The sequence below is a fragment of the Sphingomonas sp. S2-65 genome, assembly GCF_021513175.1.
GTDB lineage: Bacteria > Pseudomonadota > Alphaproteobacteria > Sphingomonadales > Sphingomonadaceae > Sphingomonas.
The window spans coordinates 377,513-401,248 of record NZ_CP090953.1; the positions used below are offsets into that span (position 1 = coordinate 377,513).

23 protein-coding genes are annotated in these 23,736 nt (G+C 65.3%); 9 read left to right on the plus strand and 14 right to left on the minus strand.

What is annotated here, in order from left to right:
* The first annotated feature begins 1 nt into the window (after position 1).
* From LZ586_RS01955 to LZ586_RS01965, 3 genes are all read left to right on the plus strand, one after another.
* A complete protein-coding gene (locus LZ586_RS01955; RefSeq protein WP_235078023.1) occupies positions 2–781 on the plus strand; it encodes a type III pantothenate kinase in 780 nt (259 codons plus the stop codon).
* 156 nt (positions 782–937) lie between these two features.
* Positions 938–2,515: a ribonuclease J gene (locus LZ586_RS01960; RefSeq protein WP_235079700.1), complete on the plus strand. Its 1,578-nt coding sequence runs from the start codon at positions 938–940 to the stop codon at positions 2,513–2,515.
* 3 nt (positions 2,516–2,518) lie between these two features.
* Positions 2,519–2,788, plus strand: a complete 270-nt coding sequence (locus LZ586_RS01965; protein ID WP_235078024.1) for a DUF1467 family protein — start codon at positions 2,519–2,521, stop codon at positions 2,786–2,788.
* Positions 2,789–2,837: 49 nt separating this feature from the next.
* On the opposite strand, the gene LZ586_RS01970 is transcribed toward LZ586_RS01965, so the two are convergent.
* On the minus strand, positions 2,838–5,072 hold the full coding sequence (locus tag LZ586_RS01970) for a hypothetical protein (protein ID WP_235078025.1): 2,235 nt from the start codon (positions 5,070–5,072) through the stop codon (positions 2,838–2,840).
* A gap of 141 nt (positions 5,073–5,213) precedes the next feature.
* Here LZ586_RS01970 and LZ586_RS01975 point away from each other — a divergent pair, with 141 nt between their 5' ends.
* A complete protein-coding gene (locus LZ586_RS01975) occupies positions 5,214–5,507 on the plus strand; it encodes an Hpt domain-containing protein (protein WP_235078026.1) in 294 nt (97 codons plus the stop codon).
* A 3-nt stretch (positions 5,508–5,510) separates the two neighbouring features.
* Here LZ586_RS01975 and LZ586_RS01980 read toward each other — a convergent pair whose 3' ends face one another.
* The 8 genes from LZ586_RS01980 to LZ586_RS02015 all read right to left on the minus strand — a co-directional run bounded on the left by LZ586_RS01980 (position 5,511) and on the right by LZ586_RS02015 (position 15,000).
* Entirely contained in the window at positions 5,511–6,686 is a 1,176-nt protein-coding gene (locus LZ586_RS01980; RefSeq protein WP_235078027.1) for a vWA domain-containing protein, read from the minus strand.
* Between the two features lie 9 nt (positions 6,687–6,695).
* Positions 6,696–8,090 carry a hypothetical protein gene (locus LZ586_RS01985; protein ID WP_235078028.1) on the minus strand — a complete coding sequence of 465 codons (1,395 nt, stop codon included), beginning with the start codon at positions 8,088–8,090 and terminating at the stop codon, positions 6,696–6,698.
* Positions 8,091–8,127: 37 nt separating this feature from the next.
* Positions 8,128–8,697: a CHAP domain-containing protein gene (locus LZ586_RS01990; protein WP_235078029.1), complete on the minus strand. Its 570-nt coding sequence runs from the start codon at positions 8,695–8,697 to the stop codon at positions 8,128–8,130.
* A gap of 107 nt (positions 8,698–8,804) precedes the next feature.
* A complete protein-coding gene (locus LZ586_RS01995; RefSeq protein ID WP_235078030.1) occupies positions 8,805–9,647 on the minus strand; it encodes an AAA family ATPase in 843 nt (280 codons plus the stop codon).
* Between the two features lie 45 nt (positions 9,648–9,692).
* The gene (locus LZ586_RS02000; protein WP_235078031.1) at positions 9,693–10,358 is read right to left on the minus strand and encodes a DUF6975 family protein; all 666 of its coding nucleotides are present in this window, start codon (positions 10,356–10,358) and stop codon (positions 9,693–9,695) included.
* 199 nt (positions 10,359–10,557) lie between these two features.
* Complete coding sequence (gene rpoD / locus LZ586_RS02005; protein WP_235078032.1) at positions 10,558–12,597, minus strand: RNA polymerase sigma factor RpoD; 2,040 nt, start codon at positions 12,595–12,597, stop codon at positions 10,558–10,560.
* A 41-nt stretch (positions 12,598–12,638) separates the two neighbouring features.
* On the minus strand, positions 12,639–14,546 hold the full coding sequence (dnaG, locus tag LZ586_RS02010) for a DNA primase (protein WP_235078033.1): 1,908 nt from the start codon (positions 14,544–14,546) through the stop codon (positions 12,639–12,641).
* 1 nt (position 14,547) lies between these two features.
* Positions 14,548–15,000: a GatB/YqeY domain-containing protein gene (locus LZ586_RS02015; protein ID WP_235078034.1), complete on the minus strand. Its 453-nt coding sequence runs from the start codon at positions 14,998–15,000 to the stop codon at positions 14,548–14,550.
* A gap of 127 nt (positions 15,001–15,127) precedes the next feature.
* Here LZ586_RS02015 and carA point away from each other — a divergent pair, with 127 nt between their 5' ends.
* From carA to LZ586_RS02040, 5 genes are all read left to right on the plus strand, one after another.
* Positions 15,128–16,297 (plus strand): glutamine-hydrolyzing carbamoyl-phosphate synthase small subunit, encoded by a 1,170-nt coding sequence (carA, locus tag LZ586_RS02020; RefSeq protein WP_235079701.1) that lies wholly within the window; start codon positions 15,128–15,130, stop codon positions 16,295–16,297.
* Positions 16,294–16,917, plus strand: a complete 624-nt coding sequence (locus tag LZ586_RS02025) for a hypothetical protein (protein WP_235078035.1) — start codon at positions 16,294–16,296, stop codon at positions 16,915–16,917. Before carA ends, LZ586_RS02025 begins: the two co-directional genes overlap by 4 nt.
* A 2-nt stretch (positions 16,918–16,919) precedes the next feature.
* Positions 16,920–20,246 carry a carbamoyl-phosphate synthase large subunit gene (carB, locus tag LZ586_RS02030; RefSeq protein WP_235078036.1) on the plus strand — a complete coding sequence of 1,109 codons (3,327 nt, stop codon included), beginning with the start codon at positions 16,920–16,922 and terminating at the stop codon, positions 20,244–20,246.
* Positions 20,247–20,554: 308 nt separating this feature from the next.
* Complete coding sequence (greA, locus tag LZ586_RS02035) at positions 20,555–21,031, plus strand: transcription elongation factor GreA (RefSeq protein WP_235078037.1); 477 nt, start codon at positions 20,555–20,557, stop codon at positions 21,029–21,031.
* An 8-nt stretch (positions 21,032–21,039) separates the two neighbouring features.
* Positions 21,040–21,663: a rhomboid family intramembrane serine protease gene (locus LZ586_RS02040; RefSeq protein ID WP_235078038.1), complete on the plus strand. Its 624-nt coding sequence runs from the start codon at positions 21,040–21,042 to the stop codon at positions 21,661–21,663.
* A 28-nt stretch (positions 21,664–21,691) separates the two neighbouring features.
* Here LZ586_RS02040 and LZ586_RS02045 read toward each other — a convergent pair whose 3' ends face one another.
* The 5 genes from LZ586_RS02045 to LZ586_RS02065 form a co-directional block, all read right to left on the minus strand.
* On the minus strand, positions 21,692–21,919 hold the full coding sequence (locus tag LZ586_RS02045) for a DUF4170 domain-containing protein (protein ID WP_235078039.1): 228 nt from the start codon (positions 21,917–21,919) through the stop codon (positions 21,692–21,694).
* Between the two features lie 72 nt (positions 21,920–21,991).
* Positions 21,992–22,366, minus strand: coding sequence for a hypothetical protein (locus LZ586_RS02050; RefSeq protein ID WP_235078040.1), 375 nt, complete (start codon positions 22,364–22,366; stop codon positions 21,992–21,994).
* Positions 22,367–22,389: 23 nt separating this feature from the next.
* Positions 22,390–22,725, minus strand: coding sequence for a DUF3618 domain-containing protein (locus LZ586_RS02055; protein WP_235078041.1), 336 nt, complete (start codon positions 22,723–22,725; stop codon positions 22,390–22,392).
* A complete protein-coding gene (locus tag LZ586_RS02060) occupies positions 22,722–23,063 on the minus strand; it encodes a phage holin family protein (protein ID WP_235078042.1) in 342 nt (113 codons plus the stop codon). The genes LZ586_RS02055 and LZ586_RS02060 overlap by 4 nt, the downstream gene beginning before the upstream one ends.
* Positions 23,064–23,076: 13 nt before the next feature.
* Positions 23,077–23,688, minus strand: coding sequence for a hypothetical protein (locus tag LZ586_RS02065; protein ID WP_235078043.1), 612 nt, complete (start codon positions 23,686–23,688; stop codon positions 23,077–23,079).
* Between the last annotated feature and the right edge of the window lie 48 nt (positions 23,689–23,736).

Consider the following 23,736-nt stretch of genomic DNA (forward strand, 5'->3'; position numbering starts at 1 on the left):
GATGCTGCTCGCGATCGACGCCGGCAACACCAATGTCGTGTTCGCGCTGCTCGACGAGGGGCGGGTCCGCGCACGCTGGCGGATCGCCACGGACCCGCGCCGCACCGCCGACGAATATGCCGTGTGGCTGAGCCAGCTGCTCCAGCTGGAGGGGTTCGATCGCTCCGACGTGACCGGCGTGATCATCGGCACGGTGGTGCCGCGCGCGCTGCACAACCTGCAGGTGCTGGCGAGCAAGTATTTTGGCGGTGAAGCGGTGATCGCCGGACAGGGCACCGCACAATGGGGCTTCGCGCTGGACGTCGACGAGCCAGGCAACCTCGGCGCCGACCGCGCCCTCAACGTGATCGCTGGGCATGCGCTGCATGGCGGCGACCTGCTGATCATCGATTTCGGCACGGCGACGACGTTCGACGTGGTCGACTATCAGGGCGCGTATAAAGGCGGCATCATCGCGCCGGGCATCAACCTGTCGCTCGATGCACTGGTAACTGCCGCGGCCAAGCTTCCGCGAATCGCGATCTCGGCGCCCGAGGGTACCAGCGTCGTCGGTCGCAACACCGTCGATCAGATGCATATCGGCATCTATTGGGGCTATGTCGCGATGATCGAAGGGTTGGTCGCGCGGCTAAAGGCCGAAGTCGGCCGTCCATCGAAGGTGATCGCGACCGGCGGCCTTGCGGTGCTGTTCGAGAAGCATACATCGGTATTCGACGCGATCGAGCCCGATCTGACGATCCAGGGCCTCGCAATGCTGTGGCAGCGCATTCAGAACGGTTGATCATTTCGGCCGCTGCCGCCACCACAGGAACAAGTATCGCTGCCGGACGGCAGCACCCCGCGCCCCTTCTGGGTGCGGTGAAACAGAGTTAGGAACAGAGTGACTCCCGGAAACGAACTCCTTTTCGTCGCGCTCGGTGGTTCGGGCGAGATCGGCATGAACGTCAATCTTTACGGCACCCAGGGCAAATGGCTGATGGTCGATTGCGGCGTGACGTTCGCCGACGCTGCCTATCCCGGCATCGATGTGATCCTGCCGGACCTGCAGTTCATCGAAGAGCGACTGGACGATCTGGTCGGCATCGTGCTGACTCACGGCCACGAGGATCATATCGGCGCGCTGCCTTATCTCGCCGCCGATCTCGACGTGCCGATCTATGCCACGCCGTTCACGACGGGCCTGGTGCGCGGCAAGCTGGAAGAAGAGGGTATCCAGGACCGCGTCGAACTGAAGATGATCACCGAGAAAGGACCGTTCCGCGTCGGCCCGTTCTCGATCACCTTCACGCCGCTCGCGCACTCGATCCCCGAGGCGAACGCGCTGCTGATCGAAACCAAGGCGGGCCGGGTGTTTCACACCGGCGACTGGAAGCTCGACGACGCACCCGCTCTTGGTGGTGCGTCCACTCCGGCCGAGCTCGCGGCGATCGGTGACAAAGGCATTGCGGCGCTGGTCTGCGATTCTACCAACGTGTTCCAGGCCGAGGCTTCGGGTTCTGAGGCCGATGTCCGCACGGGGCTCTTTGAAGTCGTCGGTGCTGCCAAGGGCCGCGTGCTGGTCACGACCTTTGCCTCCAACGCCGCGCGGCTGCAGACGCTGGGCGAAGTCGCACGCGATACCGGGCGTAAGCTATGCGTCGCGGGCCGCTCGCTCGACCGCATCCTGCGGGTTGCGAAGCAGACCGGCTATCTGCGCGACTTCCCCGAAACGGTCGATTTCGACACCGCCATGACGCTGCCGCCGGCGGAGATCCTGATGGTCGGCACCGGCGGGCAGGGTGAAGCGCGCGCTGCGCTGGCGCGCATCGCCGAGGGCAACCACCAGCTGAAGCTGAGCCAGGGCGACACCGTGATCTTCTCGTCGCGGCAGATCCCCGGCAACGAGGTCGCTATCGGCAAGATCATGAACACGCTGGCTTCGAAGGGCGTGAATTTGGTCACCGACCGCCAGGCGTTCGTGCACGTGTCGGGTCACCCCGGCCGTCCCGAACTTGCCCAGATGTACAAGTGGATCCGGCCGCAGATCGTCATGCCGGTGCACGGCGAGGCGCGGCACTTGCACGAGCATGCCCGCTTCGCGCTGAGCCAGGGGGTGCCGCACGCGGCGACGCAGACCAATGGCGAAGTCTGGCGGCTCGCGCCCGACGGCCCGCAGAAGATCGGCCATGCGCCGGTCGGGCGCCTCGTGATCGACGGCGATGTGATCCTGCCGGCGGATGGCACGACCATCAACGAGCGGCGGCGTCTGGCGCTGTACGGCCAGCTCTCGGTCGCGGTCGCGGTGCGCAAGGGGCAATTGGTCGGTGATCCGCAGGTGCGGGTGCAGGGCGTGCCGGTTGAGGAAGACCGCGACGAGTTCCTGGAGGAAGCCGCTGCGGCCGCCGCCGAAGCCGTGCGCAAGGACGGGCGTGACCGGAACAAGCTGCGCGAGAGCGTGCGGCTGGCGGTGCGGCGTGCCGCAACCCGCTTCACCGGCAAGAAGCCGGTGGTCGACGTGCTGATCGTGGAGATCTAAACCGTGCGGTGGCAATCGGCCCTGGCGATCTACTTCCTGTTCTGGGCCTTCTCTGTGTTCCTCGTGCTGCCGTTCGGCGTACGAACTGCGCACGAAGCAGGCGTGGAGTTGGTGCCGGGTCAGGCCGAAAGCGCCCCGCATGAGTTTCGCCCGGGCAGGATCGCGTTGTGGACGACCTTGGTCGCGACGATCCTGTTCGGGCTGTACTACCTCAACTATGTCGAGGGATGGCTGACCATCGAGATGCTCGACTGGCTGCACCCGGGTACGTAGCCAAAGGCGCCCGATAAGAGGTCCTGTAGCGGTGCCATGCGCCGCCCGATCAAGTACGCAGCCGCTCGATCGCCTGGGCGACCACGACATACAGCTTGCCCATGTCGGACGAGAGCAGCGTGACCCCCAGAGGCGAGCCGTCACGAAGCGCCAGGATCTGGCGCAGCATCGACTCGAAGTCATGGATGTAACGGTTGACGTTGTCGCGGAACGCGTCGTCCGTGTCGTAGAGCCTGGCGATCTCTTTCGTTTCGGAAGGATCGAGCAGACGGGAGGCGCGGCGCGTGAAGACGCCGCGGTCGCCCTTCAGATAGGCCGCCCAGGCACTGTCGGCGACGTCCGCAGAAAACGCCTTGGCGATGTCGATCGATGCCGAATTCAGCGCCTCGATGAGCAGCGACACCCGGCGGGTGAAACCTTCGCTGTCGGACTCTTCCTGTTCGGTACGCGCGGCGTCGATGCGGCGCTCCACTTGCGTCGTCGCTTCGGCGAGCGCATGTATCTGCTCGCCCAGCCGTTCGGACGCACGGGCTGCGGCGGTGACCGTCGCCTCGGTGGTCTCGGCGAGCTCGGCGAGTTGACGCCGAACCGTATCGCCCACTGCGCGCTTCAGCGCCGATCCGCTCGCTTCCTCCAGCGCACGCGTCGCCTCTGGGACGATGGTCGCGAAGGCGTCGCGCGAATGCTCGACGGCGGCATTGGCGGTTTCGCGGACGCGGAGCAGCGCTTCGACCAGTTCGGGTGCGGCGGTCTCCGCGAAACGGCGCGTGACCGCGGCGGTTTCCTCCACTGCCGCGCCGATCGCCTCGACGCGGTCGCCGCCGGCCTCCAGCGTCTTGATCAGGTCCGCCTGGGTGCCGGCAAGCGCTTCACGCTGCTGCGTAACCAGCCTGGCGATGCCCTCGACCGAGCGGTGGGTGGCCTGCGCGCCGTCGACCAGCTGCTGGAACTCGGGACGCGTGCTCGCCACCGACTGGCGAGTCGCGGCGATCCGGTCCTCGAGCCGCCTCAGCGCCTCGGGCAGGGTCTCGTCGATTTCGCGCGCGGACGCATCGAGCGCGGTGAGCAGTTCGTCGGCGGTGGTGATGACCGACCGGGCCAGGCTGTCGCCGGTCCGCAGGCTGTCGAACATGCCGGTGATGGCTTGCTGCACCTCGTCGAGCGAGCCTGCCAGTTCCCTGGTCTTCGCGATCCCGGCGGCATGGGTACCCTCCAGCGTGCGGTCGACTCGCTCGGCACCGGATGACAGGCCGACGAACAGCAGGTCGCCGCGTGCCTGTTCCTCGGCAAGCCGTACGCTGATCCGGCCGATTGTTTCTTCGATATCGGCCATGCGCTCGCCCAGCATGGCGGCGCTGTCGCTGCCGGCGCGGTCGAGCGCTGCCTGGTTGGCGCCGAGCATCGCCAGGATTGCCTCGCCCTGCGCGGCGATGCCCTTGCGCGCCTCGTCCACTGCCCCGGCGGTACGATCGAGCACTTCGTCCACCGCGGTGGACATCTGCTCGGTCACCTTCTCCAGGCGCACCCCCGCCGCTTCGCTCATCGATTCCATGCGCGCGATGTGCGCCGAGAGACGCTCGGCGGCGCCGCCAGCAACCTGATTGGCCTCGCGCCCGCGCTCGCCGAGCGCGCTCAGCTGCGCATCGAGGGAGGCGGCGTGGCGGCTGGCCAGCAGCCCGGCCTCGTCGACTCGCCCGCTCAGGCCGTGCATCTCCGCATGCACCTTGGGCAGGAGCGTGAAGATCGTTTCGAACCGGCGATCGGCATTGTCCATCGCTTCGCCGAGCAGGCGTGTGCTGGTGTCGATCTTGTTCGATTGCCGCACCACGCTGTCCGACGCCGCTTCAAGCCGCGCAGCGGCGTTGTCACCCATCGCCATGAGCACGGCCGTCTGTTCGGAGAGCGCGGCGCGGTTGTCGGAGATCCGCTGCGACAGGGCGCCGACTACTCGCTCGAGGTTCGCTGCCTCCGCTCGCATCGCCTGGGCCGTCGTCCCGAAGCGCCGCGCCTCGGCGCGGCTGGTGCGCAGCGCGAGGAGGTAGAGGATCCCGATCAGGGCCACGGGCACGCACAGCGCGGCGATGAATTGGACCAGCGCGACCGGAGCAAGCCCGGAAAGCGCGGGCGCGCTCCACCATAGCATGCCGCCGATCCACGCGCCGGAAGCTACGATTGCGAGCACGGGAAGCACCCACCCACTGCGGGGCCGGGGAGCCTCTTCCTCGGCCTCCTCATAGTCCTCGGTGATGAAACGCTCGGCTTCCACGGGCGCGGGTCGGAGCATGTCCTCCTCCACTGCCGCGAACGGTTCCGAGGACGAGATAGCCGGTTTTCCCCCAATCATGGGGCGCCGTTTACCACAAAAGCAGTTCCGCCCACCACCGAAGAAACCAGTGATTAACCCTGAACGCGTAGTGCAAGGCCAATGGCCTATGATCCGGGTGCAATCGACGCGACCTTGGCGGCGGCAGTGGGCGACGAGCCTGCGCTGATCGCGGAGCTTCGCGAGTCCTTCCTCGACAGCGTTAAGCGCTGCCTGCGTGGCATGAAGGGCGCCGAAAGCCCGGACGAATGGGCTTCCTATGCTCTGCGGCTCAAGGGGCTGTCGGCAAGCTTCGGCGCGGTGCGGCTGATGGCGCTGGCGTCGGAAGCGGCGGCGGGCCAGGCGCATGACAGCGCGGTGCTGCGCCGGCTCCACCGCGCGGTGGAGCGGCTGTAACGCTCAGCGCTTGCGGCTGAGTTCGCGCATCGCGTCGTCCAACCCCGAGAGTGTCAGCGGATACATGCGGTCGCGCATCAGCTGACGGACGATCTGGACCGACTGGGTGTAGTTCCAATGCGCCTCGGGAAGCACGTTGAGCCATGCCGCGGCCGGGTAGGTATCGATCAGGCGCTTGAGCCACACCGCACCGGCTTCGTCGTTCATGTGCTCGACCGAACCGCCCGGGTGCGTGAGCTCGTACGGGCTCATCGACCCGTCGCCGACGAACACCAGCTTGTAATCGTGTCCGAACTTGTGGAGCACATCCCATGTGGCGGTGCGCTCGGCCGTGCGCCGTCGGTTGTCCTTCCACACGCCTTCATAGACGCAATTGTGGAAGTAGAAGAATTCCAGGTTCTTGAACTCGGCCGTCGCGGCGGAGAACAGCTCCTCGCATAGCTTGATGTGCGGATCCATCGATCCGCCGACATCGAGGAACAGCAGCAGCTTTACGGCATTGTGGCGCTCGGGCCGCATCCGCACGTCGAGCCAGCCCTGCCGCGCGGTGCCGGCGATCGTGCTATCGATGTCGAGCTCGTCGGCGGCACCCTCGCGCGCGAAGCGGCGCAGGCGGCGCAACGCCACCTTGATGTTGCGGGTGCCGAGTTCGCGGGCGCTGTCCAGGTTGCGGAACTCGCGGCTTTCCCACACCTTGATCGCGCGCTTGTGCCGGCTCTCGCCACCGATACGCACGCCTTCGGGATTGTAGCCGCCATTACCGAAGGGGGAGGTGCCGCCGGTCCCGATCCACTTGCTGCCGCCCTCATGGCGTTCATGCTGCTCCGCCAAGCGCTGCTTGAGCGTCTCCATGATCGTGTCCCAGTCGCCCAGCGACCGGACCGCGGCCATCTCCTCGGGCGTGAGATATTTCTCGGCCACGGCACGCAGCCACTCCTCGGGCAGGTCGGTGTTGAGGCTCTCGCCGTCAAGCACGCCGCGAAACACCCGCGCGAACACCTGGTCGAAGCGGTCGATCAGACCCTCGTCCTTCACATAGATCGCGCGGGCGAGATAATAGAAGTCCTCGGGCGTACGCTCGATCACCTCGCGGTCGAGCGCTTCGAGCAGCACCAGATGTTCCTTCAGGCCCGCAGGGATGCCGGCGGTGCGTAGTGCGTCGAGAAAGGCGAGGAACATGCCTGCATTCTAGGGCTGGAGTTCGTAGAGCGTCCAGGGGGTGCCCGAAAAGCCGCGCGCCTGCATGCCCGCTATCTCCGCGTAGCGACGGCCGCAATGAACCAGCCGGGGAGTGCGTGCCTCGCCGCGGAAGCGGAAGAAGTAGAGGAAGCGCGGCGGCGGGCATTCGGCCTGCACAATCGCAATCGGATAGTGCGCGCTCGCGGCGGCGCTCTCCAGAACGGCGCGGCCGATGGTGCCATCGAGCAAGATACGGGCCCCCTGCGGCGCGCGGGCCTTGAGCGCCGAAATGGTGGCGAGCGAGTCGCCGCGGCGGTTGATCGCCAGGTCGATGTCGCAGCCAATGCTGCCGGCGAGGATCACGATCCCCGCGGCGGCGGCGACCCAGCGGCGCCACCCACCGCCGCGAATCTCCAGCCACAGCATTTCGGCCAGCAAAATGAGCAGCGACAAGCCGCAGAGCAGATAATAACGAGGGTGCCCGACATTGCCCGCCTGCAGCACCGCGAGCGCAATCGGAAAACCGAGGATCGCCAGGCGGTGCAAGGGCAGGCGGCTCACGCCCGTCCCGGGCAAGAGAACGAGCAGGGCGGGAACCAGCGCGAGCAACGGCAGGGGCATTCCCGGAAGCCCGAGCGTGTAGCCGTACATCTCGGTCAGGCCGCGCAGGAACCACATAAACTCGAAGCGATCATAGCTGCCGAAGTGGAAGCCCTGATGCGTCAGCGCGCCATAAGCGATGATCGCGAAGACCAGCCCAACGCCGATCGCGGTGGGCAGGAACAGGCGCAGGGTAGCTCTGGCCGCGCGGCCGAAGCCGTCCCGCCGCCGCAGCGTGAAGAACACCCAGCCGGCGACCGCGCACAGGCCGAAAAGGATGGTAAGCTGGAACAGCGCGCCGATGAAGAAGCACAGCGCGAGCGAGAGCGCCGGGCTGTCCCGGCTTTCGCCGGCGAGCCAGCGGTCGATGAGGAGCAGGGCGGTCAGCAGGGCGAGCGACATCGGCGCATAGCCGCGCGCTTCGGATCCCAACGTGACCAGCACCGGCGACACCGCGAAAAGCAGCGCGGTAAGCAGGCCCAGTGCGGCTCCGCGCCGGCGGCCAAGGCACGCCACCACCAGGATGGCGAGCGTGCTTGATGCGATCGACAGCGCGCGCTGAAGCAGCGGCGGCGCATCGAAGCCGACCAGCAGCAGCCACAGCGAATTGAGATGGTGATTGTTGTCGTGATTGATGTTCAGGAAGATGCCGAGCGGCGTCCCGGCGTCGCGCGCTTGAACCGACGACCATGCCTCGTCGAGCGACAGCCCGCCCTGTGCACCGGCGATCCGAAGCGCGAGGCCCAGCACCATGATCGCGGCCAATAGCCATGGCCACCGCCGGTCGCTCGTTCCTGCCTGCATCGCGCCACCATGCGTCAGCACCCGGTGGCGGACAAGCTCAGCGGGCGTAGGCGTCGATCAGCGAACCGACATAATCCGGATTGCGGCTGGTGAGCTGCGAGGAGGGGCGGGCGATGCGGACAGCCGGCGAGGCTCCACGATCGGGCGTGCCATAGATGAAGCCCTTGACCGGATAGGTCGAACCGCCGAGCCCTTCCATGTCGCGATACCACACCTTGACCTCGCTCCAGTCGCCTCGCGGGGACACGTCGAATAGAGTCACGTCCTGTTCGGCATGGCCGCGAACACCGTCGACCCGCGACCAATTGGCATGCGTGAGCATCAGCACCCGGTCGTCGACGATGCGGCTGACCACCGCGACATGGCCCAGACGAAGCTTCGCGCTTTTCGGGAACACGACGACCGAGCCCACGCGCGGGGCGGAACCCCGGGCATAACGGCCCTTGGCCTGGTCCCACCAGGTCCATGCATCGCCATAGATCTGAATGCCGGAGGCGGCGCGTGCGAATGGCACGCACTCCCCGACATAGTCGAGCAAGGAGTCGGCTTGGGCCGGCGGGCAAGCCAGCGCCACAAGCAAAGCAAACGCAGATCCCAAGATACGCATATGGGCACCGGTTACAGAGTACCCCCCCGAACCAACCGGTACCCAACGGTAGTTAAAAACTGGTTAACGGTATTTATGGGTTCCACATGGCGGAAAAAAAGCGTCGCTCACTTCGCGCGGCGCGACATGAAGGCCAGCCTTTCGAACAGCATGATGTCCTGTTCGTTCTTTAGCAGCGCGCCGTGCAGCGGCGGGATCGCCTTGCCCGCATCGCGCGACTGAAGCACCTCGAGCGGCATGTCCTCGTGCAAGAGGAGCTTCAGCCAGTCGAGCAGCTCGCTGGTGGACGGCTTCTTCTTCAGGCCCGGCACGCCGCGTATCTCGTAGAAGATGTCCATCGCCCGGCTGACGAGCAGCTTCTGGATGCCGGGAAAATGGACGTCGACGATCGCCTGCATCGTCTCGCGCTCGGGGAACTTGATGTAGTGGAAGAAGCAGCGGCGCAGAAACGCGTCGGGCAGCTCCTTTTCGTTGTTCGAAGTGATGACCACGATCGGGCGTTCGGCGGCGATTACGTCCTCGCCCGTCTCGTAGACGTGGAACGACATGCGATCGAGTTCCTGGAGCAGGTCGTTCGGGAATTCGATATCGGCCTTGTCGATCTCGTCGATCAGCAGGACGGGTAGCTTGGGGGCAGTGAACGCATCCCACAGCTTGCCCCGACGGATATAGTTGCCGATCTCATGCACGCGCGGATCGCCGAGCTGGCCGTCGCGCAAGCGGGCGACGGCGTCATATTCGTACAGTCCCTGCTGCGCCTTGGTTGTCGATTTCACACCCCACTCGATCAGTGGCGCACCCACCGCCTTGGCGATCTCATAGGCGAGCACCGTCTTGCCCGTGCCCGGCTCACCCTTGACGAGCAGCGGCCGGCGCAGAGTGACGGCGGCATTGACCGCGACCTTCAGGTCGGCGGTCGCGATATAGCTTTGGGTACCTTCGAAACGCATGGGGCTGGATACCGGGCGAGGCCGCCCGCTGGCAAGCGCAGAGGCTCAGGTCCGATCGCGGGCGTCGGCACGAGCTTCGAGCAAATCCCACAGGCCGCGATGCTGGGCGAAGACTTGCTGCGCCCCAAACAGCATCGCGCGCTCCATGGACGATTCGCGGGCAAGAGCGTCGACGACGCTCACCGTTTCTTCCGGTAGCGGCAGGCCGAGGCGGGGGATGTCAAGCCCGAGCCGGCCCGCGGCGATGTTGAGGAACTGCCGCACCGTGCCCCAGTCGATCGCCAGCGCGAGCGCGGCTCCGGCGGCGCAGCCTGCCCGGTCGGAACGGGACAGCATGTCGAGCGCGTGGCGCTGCGCGTGCGCGGCGGCTTCCGACCGGTCATGTCCCGGCGTGCTGGGTAGGGGCCCCGCCGCGGCGACGATGCGCGCAAGATAGCCACGCTCCCCCACGAACGCCTCCGCCGCCGCGTCGAGCCACTCGCGCTCCAGCGGCTCGCGCGCGCCGTTGCGGGCATGATCGATCACCCCGGGGCCACGGCCGTGGAGCAGGCAGATATAATGGGCGGCATCGGCAAGGTCGCGTAGCGGCCGGTTCCCGCCGGCCAGGACCCTCAGATAGGAATGGTTGGCGCTACCGTCGGAGGCGACGAGCGAGCCCATGGCGCCCCAGCTGCTGCCCAGTCGTGCAATCTGTGCGGAGTCAAACGGCATAGGCCCCCAAGCTCGAAAGTGCGGCTCGGCGAGCCAGCACCGTCGTTGTGCAACTCAGGGGTATACCGAAGCGCGTAAAAACATGGTTTACGCGCGGTTTATCATAGAAATACGCAGTGTCCCGAACCGGGACTGGTTCTAAAAAGAGACGCCCCGGAAGTAAATCCAGGGCGCCTCCAGAAAATCGCTGCAGAATTTCTTACTGATCGAGGAAGCTGCGCATCTTTCGCGACCGCGAGGGGTGCTTGAGCTTGCGCAATGCCTTGGCCTCGATCTGGCGAATACGCTCGCGCGTCACCGAGAACTGCTGCCCCACTTCCTCCAGCGTGTGATCGGTGTTCATGCCGATGCCGAAGCGCATGCGCAGCACGCGTTCCTCGCGCGGGGTGAGCGAGGCGAGGACGCGGGTGACCGTTTCCTTGAGGTTCGCCTGGATCGCCGCGTCCACTGGAATGACTGCGTTCTTGTCCTCGATGAAGTCGCCCAGATGGCTGTCTTCCTCGTCGCCGATCGGCGTTTCGAGCGAGATCGGCTCCTTGGCGATCTTCATCACCTTGCGCACCTTTTCGAGCGGCATGCTCAGGCGCTCGGCCATTTCCTCGGGCGTAGGCTCGCGGCCCTGCTCGTGCAGGAACTGGCGGCTGGTGCGGACCAGCTTGTTGATCGTCTCGATCATGTGGACCGGGATACGGATCGTCCGCGCCTGGTCCGCGATCGAGCGGGTGATCGCCTGACGGATCCACCAGGTCGCATAGGTCGAGAACTTGTAGCCGCGGCGATATTCGAACTTATCGACCGCCTTCATCAGGCCGATATTACCCTCCTGGATCAGATCCAGGAACTGCAGTCCGCGGTTCGTGTACTTCTTGGCGATCGAGATCACGAGGCGCAGGTTCGCTTCGACCATTTCCTTCTTGGCGATGCGCGCCTCGCGCTCGCCCTTCTGCACCATGTTCACGATGCGGCGGAACTCGGCCAGCGCCATGCCGGTCGCCTGGCTGATCTCGGAAATCTCGATGCGGATGCGGTCGACTGCCGGCGCTTCGTTCTCCGCGAACGCCTTCCACTTCTTGTCGAGCTTCCCCACCGTCGCAATGAAGCTCTCGTCCAGCTCATGGTCGACATAGCGGTCGAGGAAGTCCTTGCGCGGCACCTTGTGGCGCTCGGCGAGGCGCAGCATCTGGCCACCCAGCGCGGTCAGGCGCCGATTGTAGCTATAGAGCTGGTCGACCAGATACTCGATCTTGGCGTTGTGGAACTGGACGCTCTCCACCTCGGCGGTGAGTTCCTCGCGCAGCTTGTGATAGGTGCGCTCCTGCGCCGCCGCCAGTTCGCCGCCGGCCGCCATCGCTTCCAGGCGCTGCTGCTGCAGCTTGGAGAACTTCTTGTAGATCGCAGTGATGTTGGCGAATTTCTCAAGCGCCTGCGGCTTGAGCGTTTCTTCCATCTGCGCGAGGCTGAGGGTGTTGTCTTCCTCTTCGTCGTCCGACGGCCGCGGCGTGCGCCGCTCGGTCATCGAATCCTCGTCCTCGTCCTCGGCGACCTCTTCGGGCTCTTCCTCTTCCTTGAAGGACGGGCCTGCCGTCTTCTCGGTGATCTCGCCGTCGCCTTCGCTCTCGCCCTCTTCGGACAAGGCGTCGGCGCCGGGATCCTTGGACAGCATGGCGTCGAGATCCAGGATCTCGCGCAGCTGCATCGTGCCTTCGTTCAGCGCGTTGGACCAGCCGATGATCGCGTTGAAGGTGATCGGCGATTCGCACAGACCCAGGATCATCGTGTCCCGGCCGGCCTCGATGCGCTTGGCGATCGCGATCTCGCCTTCGCGGCTGAGCAGCTCGACGGCGCCCATCTCGCGCAGGTACATCCGCACCGGATCGTCGGTGCGGTCGACCGTTTCCTTCTTCTTGGCGATCTCGAAGGCGGGCTCGTCGTCCTTGCCCTCGGCGGCCTCGGCCTCGTCGGGTGTGTCGTCCTCGGGCTCGGCGTCCTCGCCGACTTCCTCGTTCTCGACGACGTTGATGCCCATGTCGTTGAGCGCGGCCATGACGTCCTCGATCTGCTCGGAGGACATCTGGTCCTGCGGCAGCATCTCGTTCAGCTGGTCGACGGTGATGTAGCCGCGCTTCTTGGCGCGCGCGACAAGCTTCTTGAGCGTGCCTTCGTTCAGATCGATCAGCGGCGCGTCACCCACGTCGATCGTGGTGTCGTCGCCGTTGCCGCCGCCATTAGCCTTCGCCATCAATAACCCTCGAAATCCAGATGGCGGCATTATACGCCGCCCTATTCATCGAAATCTTCTTCGTCCGCAAGCCTCAGATTGGCAAGCCGATCTCCCAGTGCTTTTCGCTCCTGAGCCAATCGATCATGACGCTCTACCAAAGCCGCATATTCAACATCGTCAGCTTCATATTGCGCCGCCGTGACCGCAGCCATCGCAGCGCCCACCGCCCGCTCGATGACGGGCGTAGACACTAAGACGGCTATCGCCTCGTTCAGATCCTCTCGAGCCCTTGCCTCATCCACCGGGTTGTCCCGGCAAAAGGAGAAGGGCAACGTATCGGCTCGAAGAAGCTCGCTCGCTACCTGATCAAATCCAGACCCCGCCAATATGGTGAGGACTTTACCTTGATCAAGCTGCCGGTCTTCAAGCGCGACATCGATCACCGCTTCGAACAGCTTGCCGAGCGCGCCCGACGCCACCCGCAGCGAGCCCAGCACTTCCATGTGGCGGGCGATTTCCACCGGATGGCGGATCAATCCCGCCAGAACCGCCTTGGCCAGCGCGGGGTCCAGCCCATCGGTGCCCAGGGTCCGGGCCTTGGCCGACGGAGGCGCTTCGGGCGGCTGCCACACGCCGCGCGCATTGCGGCTGCCCCGTGACGGGCGTGCGCCACCGGCCTGGCGCTGCCGGGGCTGGAACTCGCGCGGGCCACGGTCGAAATGCTTGTCCAGCCGCTCGCGAAACTCGGCCTTGTACTCCGACTTGACGCTTGGCTCGACGATGATGTCCGCCAGCGCCGTCAGCCGCTGCTTCAGCCCGGCGCGCTGCTCGGGCGTGGAAAGCGGTTCGGCGGCGACTTCGCTCTGCCACAGCAGGTCGGACAGCTGCTGCGGCTTGGCCAGCATTGCCTCGAACGCGGCGGCACCCTTGGTACGGACCAGGTCGTCCGGATCCAGCCCGTCGCCCAGCGGCACGAAGGCGAGGCTACGGCCCGGCTGGAGCAAGGGCAGGGCGCGGTGCGCTGCCCGCAGCGCCGCCTTCTGCCCCGCCGAATCGCCATCGAAGCACAAAAGCGGCACCTCGGTCATCCGCCACAACCGCTCGAGTTGGTGCTCGGTCATCGCCGTGCCGAGCGGCGCGACCGCTTCCTCGAACCCGGCCTGCGCCAGTGCGATCACGTCCATATAGCCCTCGACCGCGATGACCCGGCCGGTCTTGCGCACCGCGGCCTGGGCCCGATCTAGGTTGTAGAGTGTGCGCCCCTTGTCGAAGAGCGGCGTCTCGGGCGAGTTCAGATATTTGGGCTCGCCCTCGCCGATGATCCGCCCGCCGAACGCGATCACGCGTCCCCGCGCATCACGGATCGGGATCATCAGCCGCCCGCGGAATCGGTCGTACGGCTCCTTGCCCTCGACATCGATCAACAGCCCGGCCTCGATGAGCATCGCGTCGCCGAAATCGCGCAGCGCGGTTCGCAGCTTGCCGCGCGAGTCGGGGGCGAAACCGAAGCTGAAAGCGCGGCGGGTCGCGTCGGAGATCCCGCGCCGCTTGAGCAGAGCCCTGGCGTCCGCGCCATCGATCCCGCCTAGTTGCGTTTCGAACCAGTCGCTCGCCGCCTGCATGACGTCGTGCAGCCCCTTGGCCCGCTCCGCCTTCTGCGCAGACTGGCGATCCTGCTCGGGCATTTCGAGACCGGCCGCCTGCGCCAGCTCCTTCACCGCGTCGATGAACGGCAGTCCCTGCTGCTCGGTCATCCAGCGGATCGCATCGCCATGCGCCGAGCAGCCGAAGCAATGATAGAAGCCCTTGTCGTCGTTGACGTAGAAGCTGGGCGTCTTCTCGTTGTGGAACGGGCAGCAGGCACGAAACTCCCGCCCCGCCCTCTGCAGCTTCACCGTCTTGGCGATCAGCCCCGACAGCAGCGTCCGGGCGCGCAGTTCGTCGAGAAAGGCGGGGGTAAGACTCACCTCAGCTCAACGCCGCCTTCACCAGCCCGCTCGCCTTGCTCATGTCGAGGCTTGCGGCGTGGCGCGCCTTCAGCTCGGCCATCACTCGGCCCATGTCCTTCATGCCCGCGGCGCCCAGCTCGGCCTTGATCGCCTCGATCGCCGCGCGCGTCTCGTCTTCGCTCATCTGCCGGGGCAGGAAGCGCTCGATCACCGCCACCTCGGCCGCTTCGGCGTCGGCGAGCTCCTGGCGGCCGCCCTGGGTGTACATCTCGATCGATTCGCGGCGCTGCTTGACCATCTTCTGGAGCACTTCGACCACCAGCGCGTCGTCGTCGGCGGGCGCGCCGCCGGTGCGCGCTTCGATGTCGCGGTTCTTGATCGCGCTCTGGATCAGGCTGATCGCCCCGCGCGTCGGCTTGTCGCCGGCCTTCATCGCCGCAATCTGGGCCGCCTTGATATCGTCTCGGATCATTTCCAACTCTCGTGAATCGTGATTGTCACGCTGATAGACCCGCGAACCGGTTGACGCGAGGGGGCAGGGGGTCTAGCCGCCGCGACTTAGCGACATCGCTGCAACCTGAATGGAGAGCCACCCCTCGATGGCCGAAGCCAAACCCTTGTCTGCGCCTCCCGGAGCCACCGGCGTATTGGTATTGGCCTCTGGCGACGTGGTCTGGGGCCGAGGGTTCGGGGCCGAGGGCCAGGCAGTCGGCGAAGTGTGCTTCCACACCGCCATGACCGGCTATCAGGAAATCATGACCGACCCGAGCTTTGCCGGGCAGATCATCAACTTCACCTTTCCGCACATCGGAAATGTCGGCGCCAACCCCGACGATGTCGAGGCCGACGAGCCCCACGCGCTGGGCATGATCGTCCGCGAGGACGTGACCGAGCCGTCGAACTTCCGCTCCACCGAGCATCTCGACGCGTGGATGGCCAAGCACGCCCGCATCGGCCTGTCGGGCATCGACACCCGCGCGCTTACCCGCCGCATCCGCACCGGCGGCGCGCCCAACGGCGTGATCGCCCATGCCAAGGACGGCCAATTCGACATTCCGGCATTGCTCCAGATGGCCAAGGACTGGCCGGGGCTGGAGGGCATGGACCTCGCCATCTCGGTCACCGCCGAAACGCATTATGGCTGGGAAGGCGGCGTGTGGCGGCTGGGCTTCGGCTATGACGCAGCCGGCGAACAAGTCGCCGAGAGCAAGCCCCACGTCGTCGCGATCGACTATGGCTCGAAGCACAACATCTTCCGCAACCTGGCCAAGGCCGGCGCGCGCGTCACGGTGCTGCCAGCACAGGCGACCTTCGAGCAGGCGATGAGCTTCGCCCCCGACGGCTTCTTCCTGTCCAACGGCCCCGGCGACCCCGCCGCGACCGCCGACTATGCCGTGCCGGTGATCCAGCAGATGCTCGACAGCGGCAAGCCGGTGTTCGGCATTTGCCTCGGCCACCAGCTGATGGCGCTTGCGGTCGGCGCCAAGACCTCGAAGATGTTCCAGGGCCATCGCGGCGCCAACCATCCGGTCAAGCGGCTGAGCGACGGCGCGGTCGAGATCACCTCCATGAACCATGGCTTCTCGGTGCTGAGCGAGACGCTGCCGGCGAACGCGCGCGAGACGCATGTGTCGCTGTTCGACGGGTCGAATGCAGGCTTCGAGCTGACAGATCGCCCGGCATTCGCGGTGCAGTACCACCCAGAGGCGAGCCCGGGACCGCAGGATAGCCTCTACTTGTTCGAGAAGTTCGTAGGGACGCTACGGTGAACGATGACGAGTTGCGGGTGAAAACTCTTCAACAGTATCGTCTGCTTATGCGGAACATCAGGGCCCGCTTCGAAATCGTAGATAGCCTGAAACTTTCTCATACGTCTGATTATCCCGAGCTAGAGACTGCAGCTTTCCATTTGAGGAAGTCGATAGAAGGTGTGGCATTTGGCTGTCTGGTGGCGATGGAGAATGGTTTAAAGAGTGTGCCTCGCGATGCCATCGGCCAGTGGAACGCCGACCGAATCTTCTCGAAGGTGGCGAAGCGCACTCCCGTAATATTTCCCGTCGCGATTGATCGCGAAGATCCGCCAGCAGAAGCAGTGGGCGTTCAGCATCACCTCGTAACAAATAAGGATTGCAATTTATCTGTTGATCAAGTGCGGGCGGTCTATCGAAGAACGCACCGCTGGCTCCACGAGATGAACCCTTATATTCCAATCACTGCTGATAAATTTTCTGAGTTAAGAGCTGATCTGCTCGCAGACGTGGTCTCAGTATGGAAGTGGCTACTTCATCATTTCATTTCCGCCAGCGGCGAAGTTTTTCTGACGGTTCTCAAGACCGAAGACGGAGAACTAGAAGTCTCCTCCGCAAGCGCAAACATAGCTAAGGCTTAGAAATGCCAAAACGCACCGACATCTCCTCCATCCTCGTCATCGGCGCAGGCCCGATCGTCATCGGTCAGGCGTGCGAGTTCGACTATTCCGGCACGCAGGCGATCAAGGCCCTCAAGGAAGAGGGCTATCGCATCGTCCTGGTCAATTCGAACCCGGCGACGATCATGACCGATCCCGAACTCGCCGACGCGACCTATGTCGAGCCGATCACGCCGGCGATCGTCGCCAAGATCATCGAGAAGGAGCGCCCCGACGCGGTGCTGCCGACGATGGGCGGGCAGACTGCCCTTAACACCGCGCTCGCCTTGGCGAATGACGGCACGCTGGAGAAGTTCGGCTGCATCATGATCGGCGCCGATGCCGAAGCGATCGACAAGGCCGAGGATCGGCTCAAGTTCAAGGACGCGATGACCAAGATCGGCCTCGAGAGCGCCCGTTCGGCGATCGCGCACAGTGAGGCCGAGGCGTTGGCCGCGCTCGAGCATGTCGGCCTGCCGGCGATCATTCGCCCGAGCTTCACCATGGGCGGCTCGGGCGGCGGCATCGCCTATAATCGCGAGGAATTCCTGAGCATCGTCCGCTCGGGGCTCGACCTGTCGCCGACCACCGAAGTGCTGATCGAGGAATCGCTGCTCGGCTGGAAGGAATATGAGATGGAAGTCGTCCGCGACCGTGCGGACAATTGCATCATCATCTGCTCGATCGAGAATGTCGATGCGATGGGCACGCACACCGGCGACTCGATCACCGTCGCGCCCGCGCTGACGCTGACCGACAAGGAATACCAGATCATGCGCAACGCATCGATCGCGGTACTCCGCGAGATCGGCGTAGAAACCGGCGGTTCGAACGTTCAGTTCGCAGTCAATCCGAAGGACGGTCGTCTGATCGTCATCGAGATGAACCCGCGCGTGTCGCGTTCGTCGGCGCTAGCGTCGAAGGCGACCGGCTTCCCTATCGCCAAGGTCGCGGCAAAGCTGGCGGTCGGCTACACGCTCGACGAGATCACCAACGATATCACCGGCGCCACCCCGGCCTCGTTCGAGCCGACGATCGATTACGTCGTCACCAAGATACCCCGCTTCGCGTTCGAGAAGTTCAAGGGCGCTGAAGCCACGCTCGGCACGGCGATGAAGTCGGTCGGCGAAGTCATGGCGATCGGCCGCAACATCCACGAATCGATGCAGAAGGCGCTGCGCGGGCTCGAGACGGGCCTCAGCGGCTTCAACAATGTCGACAAGCTTGCCGGCGCGCCGCGCGACGTGATCGAGGCGGCGCTGGCGATCCGCTCGCCGGACCGGCTGCTGATCGCCGCCCAGGCGTTGCGCGAAGGTTTCACCGTTTCTGAAGTTCAGGCACTAACCGCTTATGATCCCTGGTTCCTTGAGCGCATCGCCGAGATCGTCGAGGCCGAGGAGCAGGTCTGCCGCAACGGGCTGCCCCAGGACGCGCAGGGTATGCGCCGCCTCAAGGCGATGGGCTTCAGCGACAAGCGGCTGGCCTATCTCTCGCTCAAGTCGCTCAACATGCGTCAGGGCACCGCGGCGATGGCGCGCAGCCACGGCCTGATCGGCGAAGTCGCCAAGGCGATGACTGGCGGCGTCACCGAAACCGATGTGCGCAAGCTGCGCCACAAGCTCGGGGTGCGCCCGGTCTTCAAGCGGATCGACACCTGCGCCGCCGAGTTCGAAGCCAAGACGCCCTACATGTACTCGACCTACGAAGCCCCGAGCTTCGGCGAGCCCGAGAACGAGTCCAACCCGACTTCCGCCAGGAAGATCGTGATCCTGGGTGGCGGACCGAACCGGATCGGCCAGGGCATCGAGTTCGACTATTGCTGCTGCCACGCCTGCTTCGCGCTGGGCGACGCGGGCTATGAGACGATCATGGTCAACTGCAATCCCGAAACGGTGAGCACCGACTATGACACCTCCGACCGGCTCTACTTCGAACCGCTGACCGCCGAGGACGTGCTCGAAATCCTCGAAGTCGAAAAGTCGAACGGCGAACTGGTTGGCGTGATCGTCCAGTTCGGCGGGCAGACCCCGCTCAACCTCGCCCAGGCGCTGGAAGATGCCGGCATCCCGATCCTGGGCACTTCGCCCGACGCGATCGACTTGGCCGAGGACCGCGAGCGTTTCGCCGCGCTCGTGTCCAAGCTCGGCCTCAAGCAGCCCGCTAACGGCCTTGCCCGCAGCCGCGACGAAGCGGTGGCGGCCGCCGAGCGGATCGGCTTCCCGGTGCTGATGCGCCCCAGCTATGTGCTCGGCGGCCGCGCGATGGAGATCGTCGACACGCTCCAGCAGCTCGACGACTATATCCAGACCGCGGTGCAGGTCTCTGGCGACAGCCCGGTCCTCATCGACCAGTATCTGCGCGACGCGATCGAAGTGGATGTCGACGCGATCGCCGATGGCGACGATGTCGTCGTCGCGGGCGTGCTCCAGCATATCGAGGAAGCCGGCGTCCATTCGGGCGACAGCGCCTGCTCGATCCCGCCCTACAGCCTGTCCGCCGACGTGATCGCCGAGATCGAGCGCCAGACGCACGCGCTCGCCCGCGCGCTCAAGGTCAAGGGGCTGATGAACATCCAGTTCGCGGTCAAGGACGGCGAGGTCTACCTCATCGAAGTCAATCCGCGCGCCAGCCGCACCGTGCCTTTCGTCGCCAAGGCGATCGGCACGCCCATCGCGAAGATCGCGGCTCGGGTGATGGCGGGTGAGAAGCTCAAGGATCTGCCGGTCATCGACCGTGACATCGATTATATCGCCGTCAAGGAGGCGGTGTTCCCCTGGGCGCGCTTCCCCGGCGTCGATCCGGTCCTGTCACCGGAAATGAAGTCGACCGGCGAAGTCATGGGAATTGATAAGGATTTCGCCACCAGCTTTGCCAAGGCGCAGCTTGGTGCCGGCACGGTGCTGCCGCAGGGCGGAACCGTGTTCGTCAGCGTCAAGGAGAGCGACAAGCCCGTCGTTCTGCCCGGCGTCCAGATCCTGGCTCGCCTGGGCTTCACCATCGTCGCCACCGGCGGCACCGCCGATTATCTGGTGGGGCAGGGCATCGCCGTCGAGCGCGTCAACAAGGTGGCGCAGGGCCGCCCGCACATCGTCGACCGCATCCAGAATGGCGACATTGCGCTGATCTTCAACACCACCGAAGGTTGGCAGTCGCTCAAGGACTCCGCCGGCATCCGCGCCACCGCGATGGCCCAGAAGATCCCGTACTTCACCACTGCACCCGGCAGCGTCGCCGCCGCGCGGGCGATCGAAGCCCTGGCCACCAACACCCTGGACGTCCGCCCACTCCAGTCCTTCTACGCCTCGCGATAGGCCTTACCCCGCTCAGGTAGAGACAGCCGCTTTCCCACTCGTCATCCCGGCCTTGAGCCGGGATCCCGCTTCTTCTGCTACCGCAAGGCAGCGGGACCCCGGCTCAAGGCCGGGGTGACAATAGGATGGGATTTCGCACCGAGGGGCGGGGAGGCTTCTGTAGCGTCCCTTCAGGCGCCCGCTTGATGTTTGCCCCTCGCAGCATTAATATATTCGCTCGCACAACGATCTCCCCAATCACCATGATGTGCGGGCGCTCTCTTCCTCGAGGCGCTTGGGGAGGAGGCTTTGACGAAGGACACGGGCGTATGGCGACGGTCGACAAGCTGCCGATGCTCAAGGAAGGCTATGAGAAACTCACGGCCGAGCTGAAGCGTCTCAAAACGGAACGTCCGCTGATCGTGGATGCGATCGAGGAAGCGCGCGCGCATGGCGATCTTTCGGAAAACGCCGAATATCATGCCGCCAAGGAGCAGCAGGGCCAGAACGAAGCGACGATCGCCGATATCGAAGGCAAGCTGAGCCGCGCCCAGATCATCGATCCCAAAGACCTTTCGGGCGACAAGATCGTGTTCGGCGCGACGGTGACGTTGCTCGATGAGGACGACAAGCCGATCCGCTACCAGATCGTCAGCGAGACCGAGGCCGACGCCAGCATCGGGCGGATTTCATACAGTTCCCCGATCGGCCGCGCGCTGATCGGCCGGAAGATCGATGAAGAGGTCGAGGTGTCGGTGCCTGCCGGCGACCGCTATTATCTCGTGTCGAAGATCGAGTTCATCTGAGCGCCTTCATGCAGCGGGTTACCGCGACGACTGCGATCATCGGGGTGACGGCGGCGGTGAGCGCGGCCGTCCTCTTGGGGCATCAGGATTATGACGCGAGCATGCGCGCCGGGTTCATCCCGGCGCGGCTCAGCGGTATGGGCACCGACTTCGCTGCGGTGCCGGCGCTGCTCACGCCGCTGACCTGCACTTTGTTGCACGGCGGGTTCCTCCACCTCGGCATGAACATGCTGATGCTGGGCTTCACCGGCAAGGAAACCGAGCGCGCGCTGGGGCCGCTCGGCATCGTCCTGCTCTACGTGGTGGGCGCCTTCGTCGCGGCGTTCGCGCAGTGGCTGCCTGACCCGCAATCCATGGTGCCGATGATCGGCGCCAGCGGTGCGGCGTCGGCGGTGGTTGGTGCTTATTCGCTGTTGTTCGGGCGCTCGCGCGCCAAGGCGATCGGTCCCATTCCCGCCCAGGCGGTGCATGTGGTGTGGCTCGCGGTCGCCTGGACGATCGTCAACCTGCTCAGCGCTTTCGCGTTCCTGGGGGCGGGAGTCGCCGTGGCGGCATGGGCCCATATCGGCGGTTTTGTCGCGGGGCTGGTCCTGGCCAAGCCGCTGCTGCGCTGGCGCTGGCGGAAAGCATAACCCCGGCGCACGGCCGGGGCTACGGAGTTCAGGCGGCCGTCTTGTCCAGATCCGGCTCGAGCAGCCGATGCAGGTGGACGACGACATATTTCATCTCGGCATCATCGACGGTGCGATGCGCCGCCGCGCGCCACGCCTTTTCGGCAGCGGCATAATCGGCGAAGATCCCGACGACGTCGAGCTTCGACGGATCGGTGAAATCAAGTGTCTGCGGATCGGTCACGCGACCACCGAAGACGAGGTGCAGTTTGCTCATGGGGCCTCCTGGGGAGAGCGGTTCGTGGCTGCCCTTACCGAGGAAAGCCGCGACCGCTCAACCCCAAATGCTTCAGGCCTGCTGCGCAGCGCCCTTGGCGGCGTCGGTGATCGAGCCGAAAAACGCCGAAACGCGCTCCTTGGTAGCATCCTTGTCGGGGATCAGCGCGTCGATCTCCTGACGTCCCGCTTCCTTGGCGGCCTGCGCCGCCGCAGTCGCGCGCTGGGCCAGCGTGCGGCCGAGCGGATCGAGCAATTCGCGCTCCTTGGCGATGCGCGGCAGCAGAACGCCGACCAGAACGCCCAGGGCCACGCCACCGGCGAGCAGCGCGACGGGGTTGTCGCCGAGATCGCCGATAGCCTGCTGCGCCTTGTCGCGCGTGCTGGTCGCTTGGTTTGTGGCGGTGCCGGTGCCGGTGCCGCCCTGCGTGGTCGTGCCGTTGCTCATCGTCCTGTCCTTTCCTGACGGCATCATGCCGCCTGTGTATCGTCGTGGTTCAAACCGCCGGCATCCGCCGGGGTTGCATGGCGTTTGCTGCGTCGGCGAAGGCGTTTGAAGATCCAGCCGCGCATCAGGAACAGCCCGATGCCGGCCGCAACACCTGCCGCCGCATAGGGCCGCTCGCGGGCCGCATCGGCTCCGCGCTGCGCGGCGGAGGTCAGGCCGGTCGTCACGCGGTCCATCGCGTCTTCGGCGATGTTGCGTGGCTCCAGCCTCTGCTTGATCTCGCCCACCGTGCCGAACAGCCGGGTTCGTGCGGCATCGACTTGCGCCTGCGCCGCAATCAGTTCGGGACTGTTGCTCATGAAGCCCCTCCAGCGACGCGGAGGAGGTGCTTGTAGGCGAACCAGCCGAGTAGGCCCGCGATCGCCAGCGTGACGAGCACGACTGCGAGCGTGGCCAGACCCGGGCCAATCAGCGTGGCGAGAGTCAGGATCAGCCCGACGAGCAACGCAGTGATCGCCGAACAGGCGAGCACCAACGCCACCACGCCGAAGCCCAGCCCGATGCCCGCTTCCCGCAACTTCGCCGTCGCGAGGATCCGGTAATAGCCGACTTCGGCACGCGCATAGCTCTTGCCGTCCTCGACCAGCCGACCGATCAGCGCGCCGACGCTCTCTTCCTGTGGTTGCGGTTCAAGCACCCCGAACGCCTCTTCAACCCTCTGAGGTCTGATCGGCGGCGGGTGCAGCCGTCGGGGCTGCGTCGGTCAGGTCCGATGCAGCGTCTACGCCCGACTTGATCAGCCGTGCGAGCACAAAGCCCACTGCCGCCGCCGTGCCGACCGCGATCGCCGGGCTCTTGCGCACCAGTTCGCCCGCCTGGTCGAACAGCTCGTCCACTTCCTTGTCCCGCAGCGAGTCGGCAAAGCCGGTGATCGTGTCGGCTGCCGAGCGGGCATATTTGCCATATTCGGCGCCGATCTTCGCATCGACATCGTCTGCCGCGTTCTGGAACATGCGGGCGACATCGTCGAGTGCGGTGGTGGCGCGGTCCTTGCCCTGACCGGCAAAGGCGCGCGCCTGCTCGGCTGCCTGCGTGCCCAGCTTGCCGGCGCCGTCCTTGATCTGCTGCTTGGCGGTTTCCACCGTGCTCGCGCCGGTGGTGCCGGTCTCTTCGTCCGCGCCGGCGACGTCGTCGGCCGGATCGAAGTCGATTTCCGCTGCTCCCGTTGTGCCGGTATCTGTCTCCAGCTTGGGGTCTGCGTTGAAGTTCACTGCGCCCGCGGTGCCGCCGCCGGACTGGGTGGTATTGTTCTCATCAGCCATGCCGAAGCCCTTTCTATGTGCTCCGCCGAACAACCACGGCCACGTTTG

What these genes read in the sequence shown, in the direction of transcription:
- LZ586_RS01955 (WP_235078023.1), top strand. Translation starts at nt 2, where the DNA reads ATGCTGCTCGCGATCGACGCCGGCAACACCAATGTCGTGTTCGCGCTG.
- LZ586_RS01960 (WP_235079700.1), top strand. Translation starts at nt 938, where the DNA reads ATGAACGTCAATCTTTACGGCACCCAGGGCAAATGGCTGATGGTCGAT.
- LZ586_RS01970 (WP_235078025.1), bottom strand. Translation starts at nt 5,072, where the DNA reads ATGCTCCGACCCGCGCCCGTGGAAGCCGAGCGTTTCATCACCGAGGAC.
- LZ586_RS01975 (WP_235078026.1), top strand. Translation starts at nt 5,214, where the DNA reads ATGGCCTATGATCCGGGTGCAATCGACGCGACCTTGGCGGCGGCAGTG.
- LZ586_RS01980 (WP_235078027.1), bottom strand. Translation starts at nt 6,686, where the DNA reads ATGTTCCTCGCCTTTCTCGACGCACTACGCACCGCCGGCATCCCTGCG.
- LZ586_RS01985 (WP_235078028.1), bottom strand. Translation starts at nt 8,090, where the DNA reads ATGCAGGCAGGAACGAGCGACCGGCGGTGGCCATGGCTATTGGCCGCG.
- LZ586_RS01990 (WP_235078029.1), bottom strand. Translation starts at nt 8,697, where the DNA reads ATGCGTATCTTGGGATCTGCGTTTGCTTTGCTTGTGGCGCTGGCTTGC.
- LZ586_RS01995 (WP_235078030.1), bottom strand. Translation starts at nt 9,647, where the DNA reads ATGCGTTTCGAAGGTACCCAAAGCTATATCGCGACCGCCGACCTGAAG.
- LZ586_RS02000 (WP_235078031.1), bottom strand. Translation starts at nt 10,358, where the DNA reads ATGCCGTTTGACTCCGCACAGATTGCACGACTGGGCAGCAGCTGGGGC.
- rpoD (WP_235078032.1), bottom strand. Translation starts at nt 12,597, where the DNA reads ATGGCGAAGGCTAATGGCGGCGGCAACGGCGACGACACCACGATCGAC.
- LZ586_RS02015 (WP_235078034.1), bottom strand. Translation starts at nt 15,000, where the DNA reads ATGATCCGAGACGATATCAAGGCGGCCCAGATTGCGGCGATGAAGGCC.
- carA (WP_235079701.1), top strand. Translation starts at nt 15,128, where the DNA reads ATGGCCGAAGCCAAACCCTTGTCTGCGCCTCCCGGAGCCACCGGCGTA.
- carB (WP_235078036.1), top strand. Translation starts at nt 16,920, where the DNA reads ATGCCAAAACGCACCGACATCTCCTCCATCCTCGTCATCGGCGCAGGC.
- greA (WP_235078037.1), top strand. Translation starts at nt 20,555, where the DNA reads ATGGCGACGGTCGACAAGCTGCCGATGCTCAAGGAAGGCTATGAGAAA.
- LZ586_RS02040 (WP_235078038.1), top strand. Translation starts at nt 21,040, where the DNA reads ATGCAGCGGGTTACCGCGACGACTGCGATCATCGGGGTGACGGCGGCG.
- LZ586_RS02045 (WP_235078039.1), bottom strand. Translation starts at nt 21,919, where the DNA reads ATGAGCAAACTGCACCTCGTCTTCGGTGGTCGCGTGACCGATCCGCAG.
- LZ586_RS02050 (WP_235078040.1), bottom strand. Translation starts at nt 22,366, where the DNA reads ATGAGCAACGGCACGACCACGCAGGGCGGCACCGGCACCGGCACCGCC.
- LZ586_RS02055 (WP_235078041.1), bottom strand. Translation starts at nt 22,725, where the DNA reads ATGAGCAACAGTCCCGAACTGATTGCGGCGCAGGCGCAAGTCGATGCC.
- LZ586_RS02065 (WP_235078043.1), bottom strand. Translation starts at nt 23,688, where the DNA reads ATGGCTGATGAGAACAATACCACCCAGTCCGGCGGCGGCACCGCGGGC.